This window comes from Limosilactobacillus secaliphilus, from assembly GCF_001437055.1.
In the GTDB taxonomy this organism is placed as follows: domain Bacteria; phylum Bacillota; class Bacilli; order Lactobacillales; family Lactobacillaceae; genus Limosilactobacillus; species Limosilactobacillus secaliphilus.
This window is the reverse complement of the sequence record NZ_JQBW01000009.1, coordinates 147123-166819: the sequence shown is the minus strand read 5'-3', so window position 1 is coordinate 166819 and position 19697 is coordinate 147123. Positions and strand designations below refer to the sequence as shown.

Genomic DNA, 19697 nt, shown 5'->3' with positions numbered 1-19697 from the left:
AAAAAAAGCGATGCATCGGCGCACCGCAAAATACCAGCCTGGCATTCACTGTCCTCGATAGCGCACCGTAAACCTCTGTAGCCTACGACAGTCCGTAATCTCTTAAATCACGACCCGGTTAAATAAGTGTTGATCATGCTTATCACCTCGGCGACCGCCCCTTTCACGATTGGTCTTCATCTGATCCCGACTCGTAACCGCTACTTTTGTTGGTCGCGCCTCTTCGAATGCTTTAAATTATAGGCGGCTGTTAGCTGATCGTCAACGCAAATTTAATAGTTCTCTCATTTTTGCTTAATATAACTATGATTATTTATAATTTAGTTGAGGGTTGATGCTTGAATGTGTCTAATAAATGTTTTAGTATACGAACACATATTATCTAATCAAATTTAAATATTCGAGGAGGGACATCATGACACAATTGTTAAAGGTTCATGGCTCACAAAATCATTTCTTCATTCTTGATCAGATGCTTCTGAAAAAGCCTTTAGCGGATAAAGAACTGCGTCGGCTTGCCCAACAATTGTGTGATCCCAAAACGGGCATCCTCAATGGTGCTGACGGGTTGCTAGCGGTGACCCAGGCTGATCACCCAGGTCCTTTGGCGCGAATGCGGGTCATTAATGCCGACGGAAGTGAGGCCTCCATGTGCGGCAACGGGCTCCGGACGGTTGCCCGTTACCTAACCCAGAAGACTGGTCAAACCAGTTTCACCATCCAAACGATGCATGTCGACCTCCGAGTAGCAAAGCAAAAGGACTTGGCACCCAACGTCCCTGCATTCGCCGTTGAGATCTCACCCGTCCTCTTCAGTCCTGAATCGCTGCCTTTTAAGGGCTTAGGTAACGAGCGGATGATCAACGACTATGTTCCTGAATTGCAGCCCGATCTGCGCTTCACCGCCGTTGCAGTGCCCAACCCCCACCTGATCAGTTTTGTGGACGAAACTACCCTCAAGAGTGACGTTCTCGGTCAGCTAGGCCGTTACTTGAATGGCACAAACCCTTACTTCACGGATGGGGTCAACGTCAGTTTTGCCGTTTTTCTGGGGCCCAACCGGCTCTTTGTCCGGACCTTTGAACGCGGCGTTGGTTTTACGAATGCTTGTGGTACTGGGATGGCGGCCACTTCCCTCGCCTTTTGTCTCACCCATCCCGAGCAAGCCGCCTTGGATCAGCCGATTGACGTTTTCAATCCTGGTGGCAAGGTCCAGGTGATTGTCCACTTCGATCGTCCCCACTACTGGATGGAATTAATCGGTAATGCCACCGTCACCGATGTAATCGATGTCGACGAAGAGGCGTTGCATGCCGCTCATGTAGTCACCGACCAAGTCCATTTTGAGCAAACCAAGGAACAAGCGGCTTATGTCGACTACATCCATAGTTTGCCGCGCCCAATCAACGTCAACCTCAAACACTAATTTAGAGCACAAAAATCGGTCAGGAAATAATTCCTGACCGATTTTTTACTTGCAAAAGTAAATTAATGTCTATTGCTGTTTTTTCGCAGCTTCTTCGCGGTCACGCTTGCTGCCTTGGTAGCCAACATTGTTGTGACCGAAACACTGTTCATACTTCCAGCCAGTCAAGTCTTCAACAACGGCACGAGCTTCTGGTGTAACATCGGCCATTGAGCCGCCGTTGTGGACCCGTTGAATTTCGTTCATCAAAATGGTGTGGGTGTGCTTATTCAAGTTCAGTTTCCAAACCGAAATCAAACCAACGATGGCCATGAAGCACACACCAATGACCAGGACACCAATAATCGCATGGACGGCACTTTCTGGTTGAACCTTAGCACTCTTCACAAAGCCGAAGTGGTCCAGCACCATGCCCATGACGAAGACATAACATGCCTGCATCAGACGGCCACAAAGGGTCATTGCAGCGGAGTAAACCCCTTCACGCCGCCGGTTGGTAACGGCTTCGTCAACATCAGGAATGAATGGGTAAATAGCCCATGGCGTGTAGTAAACCCCACCGATGAAGGTTGAGATGAAGACCGCCACGAAGATAATTGCGGCCGTGCTGGTAATGTGGAACCAGTAGAGACATGCGTAAGAAATAACGGAAGCCATTACCACACACAAACAAGCAGTGAATGGCATCTTAAAGCCCTTCTTGGTCATAACAACCATGAAGACTGCCGTTGCCCCTAACTGTAAGATGGCAGCCATACTGTTGATCCCAGAAACCAGTGTCGCAGGCTTCTTCATTGCAAAGACGATGAAGTAAGTAAAGACCGCCGTGTAAAGGTCCACAGAACCCTTACCAAACATGTAGACACCCAGTTGCCGTCTGAAGGCACGGATTCTTAAGGTTGACAGGTAATCGATAAAGAGTTTCTTAATGGCTTCCCACCAGTTATCGATGTGTTCCACCTTAACCTCATCGGGCGATAATTCCCAGGTGTTGAAGTAAACCAGCAATTCACCGGCACACATGACGACGGACAACAGGATTGCCACTACCAGGAATGAATATGGTGAACTCGTTCCCATGAAGGAGAAAGCCAGTCCAGGCAAAGCCGCAACGGTGAAGTTAGCAATCTTAGCAATCATTTCACCGTAGCCAACCAGGTAGTTACGTTCCTTAAAGCTCGTACTCATTTCAACGGATAAAGTCCCATAAGGCATTGAACACATCGTATAAATGAGTTCGAATAAAATATAGCTAAACAGGTAGTACCAGTAGTTCATGTGGGCAATCCATTGTAATGGGTACAGGAGCATCATTGGCGCACCGATCATGATCCAGAAACGCCGCCGACCAAACCGTCGACCAATCTTCGTAACGTAGAAGTTGTCTGAGACAAAGGCAATCAATGGGTTGGCAAATCCTTGCAAAATCGTCGCAATGGAGAAAATGGTGGCCGCCGACTTCGCTGACAAGTTACCAAAGGTCGTGTAGAAGAACAGTAGCCAGGCTCCAGACATTGCGGAAACTGAATTCCCCATCAGGTGCCCACAACCATAGGCAATCCGCGTCCAGTTGGTTATTTTATGATTCTTTCTTGACAAAAGAGAGCCTCCTAAAGAATTGATCTTTAAATGGGAACATTCCCATTTCTGCTCAAAAAATAATCTGATCCCGTTCTCACTTAATTAACAAGATCAGCCATAAAATGTAACCGGTTTCATTTATAGTTTAATTATAACACTATTGTTCTATTTTGCTGAAAATAATAGAAATTCTTCCTAAATCTGCTAGGTTCATAGACATTATTGAACATAAATCCTTTTATTTGTCACAGATAATTGACAGTCCTCAGCGCATTATTTACATAATCTTATTTATGTAACTAGCCTAACAACAAAAAAAATTCCCAGGACCAATATTTGGTTACAGGGAATTCATTTGCACACTATTTTAGTGCATTTAGATCTTTTTTACGTTTGTAGAAATTAGGAGCTGATTACTCCAAGAAGTCCTTCAACTGCTTAGAACGTGATGGGTGCCGCAGCTTGCGTAAGGCTTTGGCTTCAATTTGCCGAATCCGTTCACGGGTAACCCCAAAGACTTTACCAACTTCTTCCAGGGTCCGGGTACGGCCGTCATCTAAACCGAACCGTAAACGCAGCACGTTTTCTTCCCGATCAGTCAGCGTATCCAGTACGTTCTCCAGTTGCTTCTTCATCATTTCATATGCAGCGTGGTCGGCAGGACTCGTTGCATCATGGTCTTCGATAAAGTCGCCTAAGTGTGAGTCATCCTCTTCACCAATTGGCGTTTCCAGAGAAACAGGTTCCTGAGCAATCTTCAGGATGTTACGAACCTTCTTGGTTGGCATATCCATTTCAGCACCGATTTCTTCTGGCAGCGGTTCACGGCCTAAGTCCTGAAGCAGTTGCCGCTGAATACGGATCAGCTTGTTAATGGTTTCGACCATGTGAACTGGGATCCGGATCGTCCGTGCTTGGTCAGCAATGGCCCGCGTAATGGCTTGCCGAATCCACCAGGTAGCGTAAGTGGAGAACTTGAAACCTTTACGGTAATCGAACTTTTCCACGGCCTTCATCAGACCCATATTACCTTCTTGAATCAGGTCCAGGAATTGCATACCCCGGCCGACATAACGCTTGGCAATGGAAACCACCAGCCGCAAGTTAGCTTCGGCCAGTTCCTGCTTGGCAGTTTCATCACCCTTTTCGATCCGTAAGGCTAATTCAACTTCCTGATCAGCCGTCAGCAGGTTGACCCGACCGATTTCCTTCAAGTACATCCGGACTGGGTCGTTGATCTTCACCCCGGTTGGTGCAGAGGTGTCACGGTCTTTAACCACCTTTTGGGACAGCTTTTCCGTTGCTTTCAGTGCCCGTGGATCTGGGTCACCATTCTCATCTACGACAGAGATTCCGGCATCTTCAACGTTTTGCATCAAATTATCGATACCGTCAGCATTCAGGTCAAATGGTTCGGCAATCTGCTTGCTCAATTCATCGTAGCGAATGTTCTTCTTTTTCTTGTAATCGCGGATTAATTTGCCGACAGCCCGGTCATACTTCTTCTGATCAAAGTCGTCCTGGTTGGAAATTACGAGATCTTTCTTTGCTTTTGCCATTATTAACCAATCTCCTCCGTCTTCATGTTTTGTTGCTTCTGATAGAGTTGAACTAATTCCTGTGCAATTTTCGTTGTTGCAGCCTCATCGTTAACCATCGCAGCCTCATTTAAAGCAGCCTGTTTTGCCTGAATTTGCTGTTTGAGCGGTGCCTCGTCCATCACCACCGCAATGCAGTCATTCACGACTTCATCCGTCGAATCATGATCAACCTTCAAATTGCTGACTTCACTCAAGATTGAGCGACTCTGATCGTCAGGCAGTTGATCGAGAATGGCGGCAATGGATGGCTTTTGATTCTGCGCTAAGTAATCACGCACCGCATTATAAACCTTCTGATATGCGTCGTGGGCAAACTGAAAACCATTCAACTGGTCCAAATGTTGCCGCACTTCTTCATCGTCCAGGTAATAAGCCAACAAACGCCTTTCTGCACCCTCAACCTTGCTGACCACGTGAGGATCGGCGGCCGGCTCAGGACTATCATCCACTGGCGCATTGAAGTTGGTTGGTGCCTTTTGTGCAGGCCGCTTAGGTAGAGTTTGACCAATTTGCTTAACTTGGTCCTGCAAACTAGCCACCGTCAACCCAAATTCATCCGCCAATTCCTTAAGATAGACGTTTTGCTCAACCGCTGACGATACACCGGCGATAATGCGCAGGACCGCATTCAAATAGCCAATCAACTCATCTTGCTGGTGGAGGTTTAGACCCCGCCGCAAGTAGTGCAGTTGAAATTCAACCGGTGTCTCCACATGGCCTTCTAGGTACTGCTGGAAGCTCTGGGCGCCCTTTTGTTGAACGTACTCGTCAGGGTCTAGGCCAGCGGGTAACTGCACAACGCGAATCGTCAACTTCGGCGCATCTTGCGCAATTAACTTAATTGCCCGGTCAATAGCATTCTGACCGGCATCATCACCGTCATAGCAGACCACCACTTCATTGCAAAAACGCTGGATGATCTGCACCTGTTCATCAGTCAAGCTGGTCCCCATGGAAGCCACACCGTTAGCAACTCCCGCACCAAAGGCTGAAATCACGTCCATGAAGCCTTCAAACAGGATGATTTTGCCAGCGGTCCGAGCGGCTTTCTTAGCACGGTGCAAATTAAACAGGCTCTGCCGCTTGTTAAACAATTCGGTCTCCGGACTGTTTAAGTACTTAGGCTCGTGATCGTTACCCTTGCTGGCTAAGATCCGCCCAGAGAAGCCGATCACCTGACCATTACTGCCATCCAGCGGATACATGACCCGCCCATGAAAACGGTCATGCAGGTTGCCGGCACGGTCAGTGACAAAGAGGCCGGACTTTCGCAGCAGCTGATAATCGAGCTTTTGCTGCTGGCAGTATTCGAGAAGCACTTCCTCATCGCCATCGGGGGCAAAACCCAAGTTAAACTCGTCAATCAGTTGCCGGCTCATTCCCCGCTTTTGCAGGTAGTGAAGAGCTGCACCGCCCGCGGGGGTCGAAACGAGGATGTGGTGATAAAGCTTAGCCGCTGTCTGATGCAAATTGATCAGCTGCCCCACCTGTGAGGTCTGCGAGTTTGCTTCATTGGCCCCTGGTTCATACTGACGAGGAAGCGAAATATTAGCCATTTGGGCGACTTTTTCGACGGCTTCCGGAAATGATAGATGATGAAGCTGCTGCAAAAAGCCAAACACATTCCCACTGCGGTGACAACTGAAGCAATAGAAGAATTGTTTTTGTTCGTTCACCGCAAAGGATGGCGTATCATCACGGTGGAATGGGCAATGACCCATCAAATTCTTGCCTTGTGCTCGCAGCTGGACATCTTGGCTGATGACGTCAACGATATTGACTGAATCCCGGATCCGGTCAATCAATTCGTTAGGAATTTTGGCCATTGCTCAACCCCCTAACACTGTATAGTAACGAAAGGTCGCTTCCCAAAATTGGAATGCGACCTTAAATTGCACATACTACGCCAAATTTAACTATCTAAATTTTAACACAAACAAATCAGAAAGCAATTCACTTGTTTAAAGCTTTTTATTTAACGATCAGGGAATCAAGGTCACCAAAGATGGCGGCGTCACGTGCGATTAACCGCAGTTGGGCCAAACGGTTAGCCCGAATCTTCTCGTCCTTGTCCATAATCATGTTTTCATCGAAGTAAGCACTAATTACCGCTCTCAAGGACCGCAATGCTGCCAGATCCTTCTCCAGATCAGTCCGGCTGAAATGCTCGTCAACGCTTTGAACTTGCGTGTACAAGTCTTTTTCGGAAGGATTCTGGAACAGGGATGGATCAACCGTTGTCTGTTCAGCTTTTTGATCACCCTTCTTGGCAATCCGAACAACCCGGGTCAATGCTTCGATGTCATCCTTGAAGCCTTCGTCATCTTTGTGTTCGTTCAGGACATGTGCGGCATTCAGCACCGTGGCAATCGAGTCAACAGAGGTGGCTGTGACCGTATCAACAATATCATGACGCAAGTGTTGACCACTGAAGTATTGCTTCAGCCGATCGATAAAGAATGCGTAGACCTGCTTCTCGTTGTATGCATAGTCGAAGTCTGGTTCAACGTTGGCTTGCTTCAGGGCCGCCGTCACGTCGTCTTGCATAGACAGGATTGGCAACTGCCAGTCATTAGCAGCAATCATCCGCACAATGCCGTATGCCTGCCGCCGCAAAGCATAAGGGTCGTTGGAGCCTGATGGGATCATCCCCACTGCAAAGAATGAGTAGATGGAATCCAGTTTGTCGGCAATCGCCAAAATCGTGCCTAATTTGCTTGCCGGTAATTCGCCTTCAGCAGAAATTGGCATGTAGTGTTCCCGAATTGCCTGGGCAACATCAGCTTTTTCGCCAAAGAGCTTAGCGTAGATTTCCCCCATGACCCCTTGCAGTTCAGCAAACTCGCCAACCATCTGGGTAGTCAGGTCAAACTTGTAGATGTGGGCAGCCCGGTCAAGGTCGCTCAATTCATCAGCACTCAAGCCAAGTTGTTGACCAATCAAGCGGGCAATAACCGCAGTCCGCGCCATCTTGTCGTACATTGAACTGATCTTATCGTGGAAGCTGACCCGCTTGAGTCGTTCAACATACTGATCGATGGTCAACTTTTGGTCTTCCTGGTAGAAGAAACGAGCATCTTCCAGCCGTGGAACCAGGACCCGTTCGTTACCCTTAATCACATTGTCCAGGTAATCCGTGTTTCCATTCCGCACAGAGATGAAGTGTGGCAACAGCTTGCCGTCATGATCACGAACACAGAAGAAACGTTGGTTATCACGCATGGAAGTAATCAAAACCGCGTCTGGCAATTGCAGGTACTTAGTATCAAAAGAACCAGCAAAGGCAGTTGGCCATTCAACCAGGTTATTGACCTCTTCCAGCAGGTTGGCATCTTCGTCAAGCACCCAGTTGTGGTCGTCCACAATCTTCTTAATTTGTGACTTGATCAGGTCCTTACGCTTAGCCTGATCGACAATTACAAACTGCTTCTTCAGTGCCTCTTCATAATCAGTGGCGTTTTGTAATTCGACTTCCTTGCCAAGGAAACGGTGACCACGCGAGGTACGGCCAGCAGTTACATCCAAAATCTTGAATGGCACCACTTGGTCGTCCAACAGTGAAACCAACCACCGAATTGGCCGAATGAATTCCAGCTGGTTAGTTCCCCAGCGCATCAAAGTTGGGAAGTTCATCTTCGTAATCACATCCGGCAGACCCTTTAAGACTTTAGCCACCGGCTTACCAGCGATGTGCTTCTCAACGAAAACGTATTGGACACCCTTCACATCCTTGAACTGAATGTCGTCAACACTGGCACCTTGACCCTTCGTAAAGCCAATCGCTGCTTTGGTCCAGTTGCCATCACTATCTTGGGCAATCTTCTTGGCAGGGCCCTTTACGGATTTATCAATGTCAGGCTGACGATCAGCCAGGCCGGTTACCAGCAATGCTAAGCGCCGTGGAGTAGCAAATTCGTGGATCGCATCAAAGGCAATCCGTTGATCCTTTAAGTACTTGGCGAAGCGGTCACGCAGTTGGTGAATACTTGGCGTTACCACATGTGCCGGCATTTCTTCAACGCCGACTTCCAATAAATATGAATGTTCCGTCATTATTGATCCTCCTTCTTAGCCTTAGCCAGTTTCTTTGCCCGTTTGGCAGCACGTTGCGCAGCCTTTTCAGCCCGCTTGTTATATTCTGCGAGCACTTTTTCTCGTTGAGCGTCATCATGGATCAACGGGAAGCCACGTTTACGCCGCTCGTTGACGAATGCCTTGGCAATCGACTTGGCCATGATCCGAATTCGGTGCAGGTAGCCGGCCCGTTCAGTTACTGAAACCGCACCACGAGCATCCAGCAGGTTAAAGGTATGACTGCACTTCAACACGTAATCGTATGCCGGGTGAACCAGACCTAACTTGATCAGCCGCTTAGCCTCTTTTTCATAGTTATCAAAGGCATTTAACAGCATTTCCTGGTTACTTTCTTCAAAAGCGTACTTGGAGTGTTCATATTCTGGTTCCTTGAAAATGTCGCCATACAAAACACCCTTGCCCCATTCCAGGTCATAAACGGAGTCGACGTTTTGAATGTATTCAGCTAACCGTTCCAGTCCGTAAGTAATTTCGGAAGCAACGGGGTTCATTGGCAGTTCACCAACGACTTGGAAGTAGGTAAACTGGGTAATTTCCATCCCGTCGAGCCAAACTTCCCAACCAACACCGGCACAGCCCATGGATGGGTTCTCCCAGTTATCTTCAACAAAACGAATATCGTGTTCCAACGGATCAATTCCTAAAACCTTCAGACTGTTTAAGTAAAGGTCTTGGATGTTATCCGGTGATGGCTTCATCAATACTTGGAACTGGTGGTGCTGGTAAAGCCGGTTGGGGTTTTCACCATACCGACCATCAGCTGGCCGCCGAGAAGGTTCGACGTAGCAGACATCCCAAGGTTCAGGACCAATTGCCCGTAAGAAAGTATACGGACTCATCGTTCCGGCCCCTTTTTCGTTATCGTACGCCTGCATCAGCATGCAGCCTTGTTTGGCCCAATACTGCTCCAGTGTAAAGATGATGTTTTGAACGGTCATTTTTTGTGCCATTCGCTTACTCCTTTCCACAAAAAAACCTGCAATGGCTAGTTTGACCCAACCATTGCAGGGACGAATTAATTCGCGGTTCCACCCTGCTTTTCCACTCATCGTGAAACAGCTTGCTTAAATGCAACTGATAAAGTGCCTTAAAGCATCATCCAGGGCTTCCACTCTCCCCTGGTCGCTGTTAGATGCCATCTTTTACTTCGTCATCGTCGCTGATATTTACATTGAACACTTGTAATCATACAACCATTGCCATAAAAGTCAATTTTGAAAGCGCTATTTTTTCAGTAAGCCGTTGAGATCTTGATCCCAACTATTCATGGAATCAATAAAATGCTTGCTCTTCAAGAAAAGGCCCACCTGGTCGTTATAAATCTTATCAAGTGCCCACCGCAAATTGCGTTTGACCAGCGGCCGCACATTAACCTGGTCCACTTTCTGCAGGTTCAAGGTCGAAAACAGCTGCAAATAAGCAACGGTCTTACTACCCAGGTGCAGGCGGTGAGGATCCAGTTCCCAATGGTCGGCACACAGAAGTCCACCATAGGCCTCCGAATAATCAAAGGGCCCTTGTTGCCGCTTGCAGACCACACAATGCTGCCATTGCGGCGCCACACCGAAACGACCTAAAAGCTGGACCTCCAAGACGTTGGTGATGACTTGAGGATCACGGCCTGCGTTGATTAAAGCGAGGGCGCGTTCGACCTGCTGGTACCATGCACCGATCGATTGACCCTCTTGAAAGGCATGGTCAACCAATTCCAGCAGATAGGTGGCATACGCATTGCGGTCAATATCGGCCCCAATTCGATCCCACTGGTGCAGTTCTTTGACGGTGATCAGGTAGCTGAGCCGTTGTGGATCCAACATACCAACGTATTGACCATAGCTAAATGGCAAGACGGCGGCCGCCAGCTTAGACCGGCTCCGTTTGGCACCCCGGACTAGAAACATGAGGGGGCCCATCGAATCGGTCAGAATCTTGACGAGGAGGTCATGTTCGCGATAGTCACGCCGACTCATGATAATGCCTGCAAAACTTTCATTTACCCGACTCATCAAAACACCCCCTGACTTAAAAAGGAGACCAAGCCTGAACTTCGTCTCTTTTAAACCTAATTATTCAAAGATTAGCTCCGTTTAATCAAATCCTAGTAATCACGCCCACGGTAGCCATAATCCTTCAGCATCGTTGACTTATCACGCCAGTCAGGGACCACCTTAACCCACAACTGGAGATAAACGTGGTCGCCCAACAGCTGTTCAATGTCCGTTCGCGCTAATTGACCAATCTTTTTGAGCATCTGTCCCTTTTTGCCGATGATGATGCCCTTTTGGCCGGGACGCTCAACAATCACGTTGGCACTGATGTGAATCGTCTTTTCGTTCTGCCGCTTGATCTGGGTGACATCGATGGCCACAGAGTGCGGAACTTCTTGCCGGGTCAGCTGAAAGACCTTTTCCCGAATCAGTTCAGCAATGACAAACCGTTCTGGGTGATCAGAAACCTGGTCGCTCGGGTAATACTGTGGCCCCTTCGGCATCAAATCAGTCAGTTGATTCATCAGTTGATTGACGTTGTTACCTTGCAAAGCAGAAATCGGCACCACCGCTTTAAATGGCAAGGCGTCCTTGTATTGAGCAACAATGTCCGGTAAATCATTCGGGTGAACGGCATCAATCTTATTCACAACGAGGAAAATCGGCTTCTGAACCTTCTTCAAACGTTCAATGATGAAATCATCACCCGGCCCGCGCTTTTCGGTTGCACTAACCAGGAAGAGGACCGCATCAACTTCGCTTAAGGCCGACATCGTGGATTGCTCCATGAAGTCACCTAACTTGGTGCGTGGTTTATGCACCCCAGGCGTGTCGATAAAGACAATCTGCGCCTTGTCAGACGTGTAAATCCCTTGAATTTTGTTACGGGTTGTTTGCGGCACATCACTCATGATGGCCACTTTCTGCCCCACCACGTAGTTGAGCAGGGTCGATTTACCCACATTGGGACGGCCAATTAATGCCACAAAACCAGAATGATAATTAGGATTATCCATTTTAACCTCCAATTACTTTTAACAACGGTGGTCCCATGATCAATAAACCAACGCAGACCGCAAACGCTGCCATTAACAGCACCATCCCAGCGGCAACATCCTTGGCTTTCTTTACGTTCGGATCATAGTGGTGACCCACGATCAGATCACACATGGTTTCGACCACCGTATTCAAAAATTCGGCCGCAAAGACCGCCGTAATGGCCAGGAACAACCACAGCCATTGATGAGCGTTCAGCCGTAGACAGCAGCCAACGATGATTACCATGACCGCACTGAAGACGTGGAAGCGCATGTTGCGTTCTTGCTTGATCACGGCGCCAATCCCTTGCAGGGCATGGTAAAGCGCCTGTAGGAAACGACGATTTTTACTTGTTTGATGTTTATCGGGGAAGGCCATAATTAGTCAGAATTCTTTCTTGAATCGCAAACATCTTTGCTTCTTCTTCTTTGGTTTCATGATCATAGCCATTCAAATGCAGAAAGCCATGAACCAATAGGTAGGCTAATTCACGATCCTTTGAATGGTTTAAAAACAGTGCCTGTTCATCAACCTTATCCAGTGACACAAACAGGTCGCCTAAGTCCAACCGTTCCTCACCTGCTAGTTGTTCAAACACGTCATCATCGTCATCATTGATGGCAAACGAAATGACATCGGTAGCACGATCAACACCCCGGTATTTCCGGTTAATTTCCTTGATTTCCGGGTTGCGGACAAAGGTCACAGACATCGATGAATAAGGGGTAAGATTGATCTCTCTGGCAGCAAAAGCCAACACACCCTCACACAACTCGCGATCATGATCGGTCAGCTTGCCATCAGAATGGTCATACATTTCTAATTCCATAAGTAACTACTTCTGCTTCGTGTGTTCTTCGTAGGCGGTAATGATCTTAGCTACGACAGGGTGCCGGACAACATCTTCGGCAGTGAAGTGCACAAATTCAATGGAAGGCACGTTAGCTAAAATCTTCGGAGCGGCAATCAGGCCACTGTGGTTTCCTTTTGGCAGGTCGATCTGGGACACATCCCCGTTGACCACCATCTTCGAACCAAAGCCAAGACGAGTCAGGAACATCTTCATCTGGGCGTTAGTGGTGTTTTGCGCTTCATCCAAGATCACAAAGGCATTATCCAGCGTCCGTCCACGCATGTAGGCTAATGGTGCAACTTCAATCGTGTCTCTTTCCATTAAGCGTTCAGTGTGGTCAGCACCAAAAATCGCGTTGAGTGCGTCATAGATGGGACGCAGGTATGGGTCAACCTTTTCCTTCAGGTCACCTGGCAAAAAGCCTAGACTTTCACCGGCTTCAACTGCTGGCCGAGTGAGGACAATCCGCTCGACGTCGCCACGCTTCAACGCCGCAATGGCCATGGCCACCGCCAGGTAGGTCTTACCAGTGCCGGCCGGGCCAATACCAAAAGTAATGTCATTATTCTTCATTGCCCGGACATATTGCCGTTGACCGAAGTTTTTAACCCGAATCGGGCGACCCTTGCGATCATTAATGATCTTTTCACTATACAAATCGGTGAAGTACTGGAGCGTACCACGGTGAGCCATCTTCATTGCACTCACAATGTCAGTGCTGCTGATGGTGATCCCCTGCTCCAGTAATTTAACTAACTGATCCAGAACGGCGACTGTCAGGTGAACGTCTTCATCTTCCCCGGTAATCTTCAACTGATCGCCGAAAGGATTGACAGCAACATCCATTCCTTGTTCTAATAAGGCAACGTATTTATCTTGGGTCCCTAATAACCCCACTTCAACCTGCGGACTATCAATCTTGTAGGTCATTGTAAATTGTTGCGCATCGTTGGCCAAAAACATGACTCCCTTACAAAATATTCTTTGCTTATTATAGCATAGCAAAAGAGGAGGACAGTTGAATACTGTCCCCCTCTTCTGAATTTTAGGCAGATTAATTACATGGCCTGCAGAGCGGACTTAACAGCTTGGTTAACTGCCTTACCATCAGCCTTGCCCTTGACCTTTGGCATAATAGCACCCATTACTTTACCAAAGTCCTTCATGCCACTAGCGCCGACTTCTTTGATGGTTTCAGCAACTGCTTGCTTGATTTCATCTTCAGACATCTGCTTAGGCATGTACTTAGCAACAACGGCCAATTCCTTGTTGGTAGATTCAACCAGGTCGTCTCTGCCAGCCTTCTTGAATTCTTCCAGGGATTCCTTACGCTGTTTGTATTCGCGGGCCATCAAAGCACTTTCTTCTTCTGGCTTCAAATCATGACCCAGCTTAATCTGTTCGTTTTGTGCAGAAGCTTTGAGCATCCGAATAACGCTTAAAGTGTCCTTGTCCTTCGCCTTCATGGCAGCGATCATGTCTTTTTTCAGTGTATCCAATAAACTCATGATTCATTCCTCCTGACAAAAAAACTCCTGGCAACATGACCAGGAGTTTAAAACGGCATTAGTAACGACGCCGACGACGGTTCTTACGCTTACGTGCCGCTTCAGATTTCAACTTACGTTTTACGCTTGGCTTTTCATAGAACTCACGTTTCCGGTATTCTTGAAGAGTCCCGTTGCGTGAAACAGAACGTTTAAAGCGCCGAAGAGCATCATCCAAGGATTCATTCTTCCGAACGATTGTCTTTGACATATTGATTTCCCTCCCTCCGAGCTTAAAAATCGTACTGCTTGACTATAAAAATCAATCACACATTACTCGATCAATTTTAATCAGCCACTATGAAATTGTCAAGACTTACTAATTAAAATCATCGTTTAACAATCAAATTTAATTGTTAGCGATTAGTCCTTTGGGTTAACGTGACCGGTGTTCTTGTTAACTGCAATGTGCAGTTCATCCAGTTGACCCTGTGAAACAGTGCCAGGAGCAGCGGTCATTGGTTCAATACCCTTGGAGTTCTTAGGGAATGGAACCACGTCACGAATGCTGTTAGCATGTGCCAACATCAGAACCCAACGGTCGAAGCCAAAGGCCAGACCACCTTCAGGAGGCATACCGTATTCCAGACCCTTGATCAGGAAGCCAAACCGGGTATTTGCTTCTTCCTTGCTGTAGCCCAGAGCCTTGAAGATCTTCTCTTGAATCTTAGGGTCGTGTACACGGATGGAACCACCACCGATTTCTTGACCGTTAAGAATAATGTCGTAACTTTGAGCGTGAGCCTTGTGTGGGTCTTCGCCATCGTTCAGGTAGTGAAGGTCTTCAGGGTTCAGCATAGTGAATGGGTGGTGAGCAGCGATCCAACGGCCCCAGCCTTCATCGTATTCGAACATTGGCCAGTCAACCAGCCACATGTAGTTCCACTGGTCCTTGTTCATCATGTGCATTTCGTGACCGATCTTCCGACGGATCCAGCCAAGTGAGTCACAAACGACTTGGAAGCTACCAGCAACAAAGATGATCAAGTCGCCTTCGTGAGCACCTAAGCGCTTGTTGATTTCTTCAGCCTGGTCGCTGATTTGGTCAGCAATGGTGCCGGTGTAGCCGTTAGCACCAACCTTAACCCATGCTAAGCCCTTAGCATGATAACGCTTGATGTATTCTTCCTTTTCTTCCAGGTCCTTGCGTGAGTACTTTTCAGCACCCTGTGGAACACAGATAGCACGTACAAAGTGCCGTTCTTGGTTAGCTTCGTTAGCGAAGAGCTTGAATGAAGAGTTCTTGAACAGGTCAGTCAAGTCTTCAATTAACATTTCGAAACGAGTATCTGGCTTATCAGTACCATACTTGTCCATGGCGTATTGCCACTTCATCCGTGGGAATGGGGTCTTAATGTCAATGCCCTTGATTTCCTTCATCATCATCTTGATTAAGCCTTCAGTAGTTTCCTGAATTTCTTCAGCTGATGCGAAGGACATTTCCATATCGATTTGGGTAAATTCTGGTTGACGGTCACCACGAAGGTCTTCATCACGGAAGCAACGAGCCATTTGGTAGTAACGGTCAACACCAGCAGCCATCAGCAATTGCTTGAACAGTTGTGGTGATTGTGGCAGTGCGTAGAAGTGACCTGGGTAAGTCCGAGATGGTACCAAGAAGTCCCGGGCACCTTCAGGAGTGGAACGGGTTAAGTCAGGGGTTTCAACATCCAGGAAGTCATGGTTATCGAAGTAACGGTGAACAATGGAGGTCATCTTGCTCCGCAGCTTCAAGTACTTCATCATCTTTGGCCGACGAAGGTCGATGAACCGGTACTTCAACCGCATTTCTTCGTTAGCTTCGGTATCATCCTTAACGGAGAATGGTGGAGTCATGGAAGTAGCCAGCTGGTTGGCTTCTTCAACTTCAACTTCAATGGTCCCAGTTTCCATATCAGGGTTTACTTCAGCACGCTTCCGAACAACACCACGTACTTCAATGATGTATTCGTTCCGGACTTCGTTAGCAACCTTGAATGCTTCTGGGTACTTCTTTTCGTCAAAGACCAATTGAACAATACCTTCACGGTCACGTAAGTCGATGAAGATCAAACCACCAAAGCTACGACGACTGGCAACCCAGCCCTTTAATACAACTTCTTGGCCAATTTGCTTTTCGCTCGTGCGGCCTACATAATTAGTTCTTTTCATCTTAGATCCTCCTCTAAATGCCTTGAATAAACTTCCTGAAAGTTCTTTAAGAGATCCGATAATTGTAAGGTTTCTTCCTTACCAGTAGCCATGACTTTAAAATGTACCGTTCCCTCACTCCTTTCGCGGCTGCCGATAGTAATTACAACCTTGGCACCTAAACGGGCAGCCGTCCTAAATTGTGCCTTGGGTTTGCGATTAAGGTAATCACGGTCGGCACTCAAGCCACATGCACGTGCAGCTTGAACCAACTGCAAGCTTTCGGCATTGGTATCTTCGCCAATTCCGACAACGTAAAGATCCAACTCGGATTGGATTGGCAGCTTGATTCCTTCATCGTTGAGTAACAGCAGTAACCGTTCCTCACCGATTCCAAAACCAACACCGGAGAGGTCCGGACCACCAAGCTGCTCAACCAGGCCACCGTAACGGCCCCCACCGCAGATAGTGGTGTAACCATTACCGAGTGACTTAGCCTTGACCATGATTTCAAAGATGGTGTGATTATAATAATCAAGCCCACGCACCATATCCGGATCAACCACATAGTCAATGCCGAGCATGTCAAGCATCTGTTTTACAGTTTCGAATCGCTTCTTTGCACTATCTGTGAGGTAATCGAGAATCGATGGTGCATCGGCGACAAACTGCTTATCGCGTGGATCCTTACTATCAAGTACTCGCAATGGGTTCTTCTCCAAGCGCTCCTGCGAATCTTCACTGAGTTCATCGTAGTGCGGTTTGAGATAATCAATCAGCGCTGTGCGATAATCATCGCGACTCTTCTGATCACCCAATGTGTTGACGGCCACGCGCAGATTGCTTAAGCCCAGACGCTTGAACAGCTGCAATGCCATTGCGATGACTTCAACGTCAACGGCGGCATTGTCACTACCAAACGCCTCAACCCCGATTTGGTGAAACTCACGCTGCCGGCCCGATTGCGGACGTTCATAGCGGAACATTGGGCCCATGTAGTAGACCTTGTACGGTTTCTGAAATTCAGGACCATACAATTTGTTCTCAACAAACGCCCGGACAACGCCTGCCGTGCCTTCTGGGCGCAGAGCAACGTGACGATCACCCTTGTCCTTGAAATCATACATTTCTTTGGTAACGACATCAGACGTATCACCCGCAGAACGGGCATAGATAGCATAGTTTTCAAACATTGGCGTTCGAATGTCCCGGTAACCGTAACGGTTGAAGATTTCACTCGCCAACCGCTCAACGTATTCCCACTTGGCACTATCGCCAGGCAGAACATCCGCGGTCCCTTTTGGACGTTGATAACGCATTCGGATCCCCCCCTACAATTCCTGATAACTAAAAAAGCACCCTTGAAAATTCAAGGGTGCTTTCGCACGGTACCACCTTGGTATCACTCATTGATAACGTCGCATAACACGACGGGTATTACCTAGCTTCCGAGGTGTCACTCAGTAGCCATTCGACGGATTTGCACCAACCATCCGCTCTCTGAACTATGACTTGCTGATCACTTCTCATCAACAGCTATCAGAAATTCAATTTACGCCCCTAAGGTTACTCGCGACTTTTGCGTAAGTCAATACTTTTATTAAAAAATTCTCATTCCATTCAAACTTGCTTTTATTATAAATGCCCTTAAACTTAAGGTAATTAAGTAAAGGAGGCGCAACCAATCCACAAGCAAAAAAATATTTCCGCCATTATCAGTTTCATCTTAGTTGCGCTCTGTTTAATCTTTATTTGGCGCCTAACTTTTCTGGGCAAGCGCGAACTTAATCCGCTCACCAGTCCCCTCTTTTCCGGGCCGAGCATTAGTTCACGCCGGCTTAAACGGACGGACGAGCAAGCGGTCACCCTCTTGCAGGAAAAAAATGGCTGGTATAAGTTACGTCTGACCGACCATCAAGTTGCCTGGACACCAGCCTGGTTGATTCACTCAAAACGCAAGTTAGCCAAGAATGACCATATTGCCGGAGCCACCATTGTCATCGATCCCGGTCATGGTGGTGCCGATTCTGGTGCAATGGCGAATGGTAGCGGCCGAGATAAGCAAAATCAAGAGAAAACCTACACTCTAAGAATTGCCAATCAGTTGCAAAAGTCTCTCATTCAACAAGGTGCCCGCGTCATCATGACCAGAGATTCTGATCGCTATGTCAGTTTGGAGAGCCGGGTGAACTTATCAAACCAGCGGCGTGCGGATGCCTTTATCAGCCTGCACTTGAATTCTTCACCGAATGAAAATGAAGGCAGCGGCATTACTACCTACTATTACCACCGCGGACCTTCAAAGCAGCTGGCCAAATCCGTCAGCAAGCAGGTTAACGCTCTCCCAGGCAAGAACCTTGGCATCGAATTTGGTGACTTCGAAGTCTTGCGGGACAACCACCAGCCAGCCATCTTATGTGAAACGGGTTATATCAATTCCAGCAAGGATTTCAAGATGATTCAAAAGCCCAGCTTCCAGAAGAAGACGGCTCACGCAATCACTCAAGGCCTAAATTCATTTTTGCAGAATAACTAAGGAGGTTGATTCTATGGAAAATGATGAATGGTTTAGTCAACTGCCACTGGCACCCATTGATTCATGGCAGCCAGTCAGTGGCGGTGATATCAATGAAGCCTATCAAGTAGTGGCTCAGGGTAAGACTTACTTCATCAAGGTACAGCCAAACCAGCAAGAAAGTTATTTTGCCCACGAAAAACGGGGCTTGGAAGAACTGAGTAAGGTTGTGAATACCCCGCACCCCATTGCTAGCGGCCAAATTGATGGCGATGCCTACTTGGTCTTAAACTGGATCGATGAAGGTGACGGCAGCCAGACGGAATTAGGTCGTGCTGTTGCCCGCATGCACCAGCGCCATAACGATCAGTTTGGTTTCTATACCAGTCACCATACTAAGGCCCTGTTCAAGGACAACCACTTCAACGCTGACTGGGTTGACTACTACGTTAACCAACGGCTGATGCCAGAGCGCGCCACTGCAAAGAAACTGGGACGGTGGAACGAATTTCGTGAAGAGCACTTCCAACACATGGTCGATCGCTTTAGCCAGTATTACCGGCAAAACCCACCCGTTCCCAGCCTGTGCCATGGCGACCTCTGGGCAGGTAACTTCATGTTTGCGGTCGATGGGACCCCAACCTTGATTGACCCTGACGCATTGTATGGGGATCGGGAGTACGACTTGGCCATGACCACCATCTTTGGCGGCTTTTCCAGCGACTTCTATCGTGCCTACAACGAGGCCTATCCGCTTAAGCCTGGTTTTGAAAATCGCTTGCCTTGGTACCAGTTCTACTACCTGTGCATGCACCTGATTCTTTTTGGGGAAACTTACGGGCCATCCGTTGACCGGATCCTGAATCAGTACTAACTTTTTACCACGCAACTGTTTTGATAACAAAACGATCCTGACAATCATT

The 19697-nt window shown here is 47.7% G+C and carries 17 protein-coding genes and 1 riboswitch; of the genes, 3 read left to right on the top strand and 14 right to left on the bottom strand.

Translation table 11 applies throughout. The features are described 5' to 3' along the window. Positions 1 to 49: 49 nt before the first annotated feature. A riboswitch (Lysine riboswitch) is annotated at positions 50 to 232 on the bottom strand. Positions 233 to 415: 183 nt separating this feature from the next. Continuing rightward, the gene (gene dapF / locus IV45_RS04445) at positions 416 to 1426 is read left to right on the top strand and encodes a diaminopimelate epimerase (protein WP_057741062.1); all 1011 of its coding nucleotides are present in this window, start codon (positions 416 to 418) and stop codon (positions 1424 to 1426) included. Between the two features lie 69 nt (positions 1427 to 1495). Here the strand turns inward: dapF and IV45_RS04440 are convergent, their stop codons facing one another. The 14 genes from IV45_RS04440 to hisS form a co-directional block, all read right to left on the bottom strand. Next, a complete protein-coding gene (locus IV45_RS04440; RefSeq protein WP_057741060.1) occupies positions 1496 to 3025 on the bottom strand; it encodes an MFS transporter in 1530 nt (509 codons plus the stop codon). 395 nt (positions 3026 to 3420) lie between these two features. Beyond that, entirely contained in the window at positions 3421 to 4566 is a 1146-nt protein-coding gene (gene rpoD, locus IV45_RS04435) for an RNA polymerase sigma factor RpoD (RefSeq protein ID WP_057741059.1), read from the bottom strand. A gap of 2 nt (positions 4567 to 4568) precedes the next feature. Continuing rightward, a complete protein-coding gene (gene dnaG, locus IV45_RS04430) occupies positions 4569 to 6434 on the bottom strand; it encodes a DNA primase (protein ID WP_057741057.1) in 1866 nt (621 codons plus the stop codon). Positions 6435 to 6579: 145 nt separating this feature from the next. Then, positions 6580 to 8661, bottom strand: coding sequence for a glycine--tRNA ligase subunit beta (gene glyS / locus IV45_RS04425; protein ID WP_057741055.1), 2082 nt, complete (start codon positions 8659 to 8661; stop codon positions 6580 to 6582). Beyond that, positions 8661 to 9653 carry a glycine--tRNA ligase subunit alpha gene (glyQ, locus tag IV45_RS04420; RefSeq protein WP_057741053.1) on the bottom strand — a complete coding sequence of 331 codons (993 nt, stop codon included), beginning with the start codon at positions 9651 to 9653 and terminating at the stop codon, positions 8661 to 8663. Before glyQ ends, glyS begins: the two co-directional genes overlap by 1 nt. A gap of 273 nt (positions 9654 to 9926) precedes the next feature. Beyond that, the gene (gene recO, locus IV45_RS04415) at positions 9927 to 10709 is read right to left on the bottom strand and encodes a DNA repair protein RecO (RefSeq protein WP_057741051.1); all 783 of its coding nucleotides are present in this window, start codon (positions 10707 to 10709) and stop codon (positions 9927 to 9929) included. Between the two features lie 92 nt (positions 10710 to 10801). Beyond that, positions 10802 to 11707, bottom strand: a complete 906-nt coding sequence (gene era / locus IV45_RS04410) for a GTPase Era (RefSeq protein WP_057741049.1) — start codon at positions 11705 to 11707, stop codon at positions 10802 to 10804. Position 11708: 1 nt separating this feature from the next. Next, positions 11709 to 12107: a diacylglycerol kinase family protein gene (locus IV45_RS04405; RefSeq protein ID WP_057741047.1), complete on the bottom strand. Its 399-nt coding sequence runs from the start codon at positions 12105 to 12107 to the stop codon at positions 11709 to 11711. Continuing rightward, positions 12091 to 12558, bottom strand: coding sequence for an rRNA maturation RNase YbeY (ybeY, locus tag IV45_RS04400; RefSeq protein ID WP_057741045.1), 468 nt, complete (start codon positions 12556 to 12558; stop codon positions 12091 to 12093). The genes IV45_RS04405 and ybeY overlap by 17 nt, the downstream gene beginning before the upstream one ends. A 6-nt stretch (positions 12559 to 12564) precedes the next feature. Continuing rightward, on the bottom strand, positions 12565 to 13545 hold the full coding sequence (locus tag IV45_RS04395; RefSeq protein ID WP_057741044.1) for a PhoH family protein: 981 nt from the start codon (positions 13543 to 13545) through the stop codon (positions 12565 to 12567). 95 nt (positions 13546 to 13640) lie between these two features. Continuing rightward, positions 13641 to 14090, bottom strand: coding sequence for a GatB/YqeY domain-containing protein (locus IV45_RS04390; protein WP_057741042.1), 450 nt, complete (start codon positions 14088 to 14090; stop codon positions 13641 to 13643). A gap of 58 nt (positions 14091 to 14148) precedes the next feature. After that, a complete protein-coding gene (gene rpsU / locus IV45_RS04385) occupies positions 14149 to 14340 on the bottom strand; it encodes a 30S ribosomal protein S21 (RefSeq protein WP_057741041.1) in 192 nt (63 codons plus the stop codon). Between the two features lie 152 nt (positions 14341 to 14492). Continuing rightward, on the bottom strand, positions 14493 to 16280 hold the full coding sequence (aspS, locus tag IV45_RS04380) for an aspartate--tRNA ligase (RefSeq protein ID WP_057741039.1): 1788 nt from the start codon (positions 16278 to 16280) through the stop codon (positions 14493 to 14495). Continuing rightward, positions 16277 to 17578, bottom strand: a complete 1302-nt coding sequence (hisS, locus tag IV45_RS04375; RefSeq protein WP_057741037.1) for a histidine--tRNA ligase — start codon at positions 17576 to 17578, stop codon at positions 16277 to 16279. The genes aspS and hisS overlap by 4 nt, the downstream gene beginning before the upstream one ends. Before the next feature lie 551 nt (positions 17579 to 18129). Here hisS and IV45_RS04370 point away from each other — a divergent pair. Next, on the top strand, positions 18130 to 18795 hold the full coding sequence (locus tag IV45_RS04370; protein WP_057741035.1) for an N-acetylmuramoyl-L-alanine amidase family protein: 666 nt from the start codon (positions 18130 to 18132) through the stop codon (positions 18793 to 18795). A gap of 13 nt (positions 18796 to 18808) precedes the next feature. Next, a complete protein-coding gene (locus IV45_RS04365) occupies positions 18809 to 19648 on the top strand; it encodes a fructosamine kinase family protein (RefSeq protein ID WP_057741034.1) in 840 nt (279 codons plus the stop codon). Positions 19649 to 19697 lie beyond the last annotated feature (49 nt).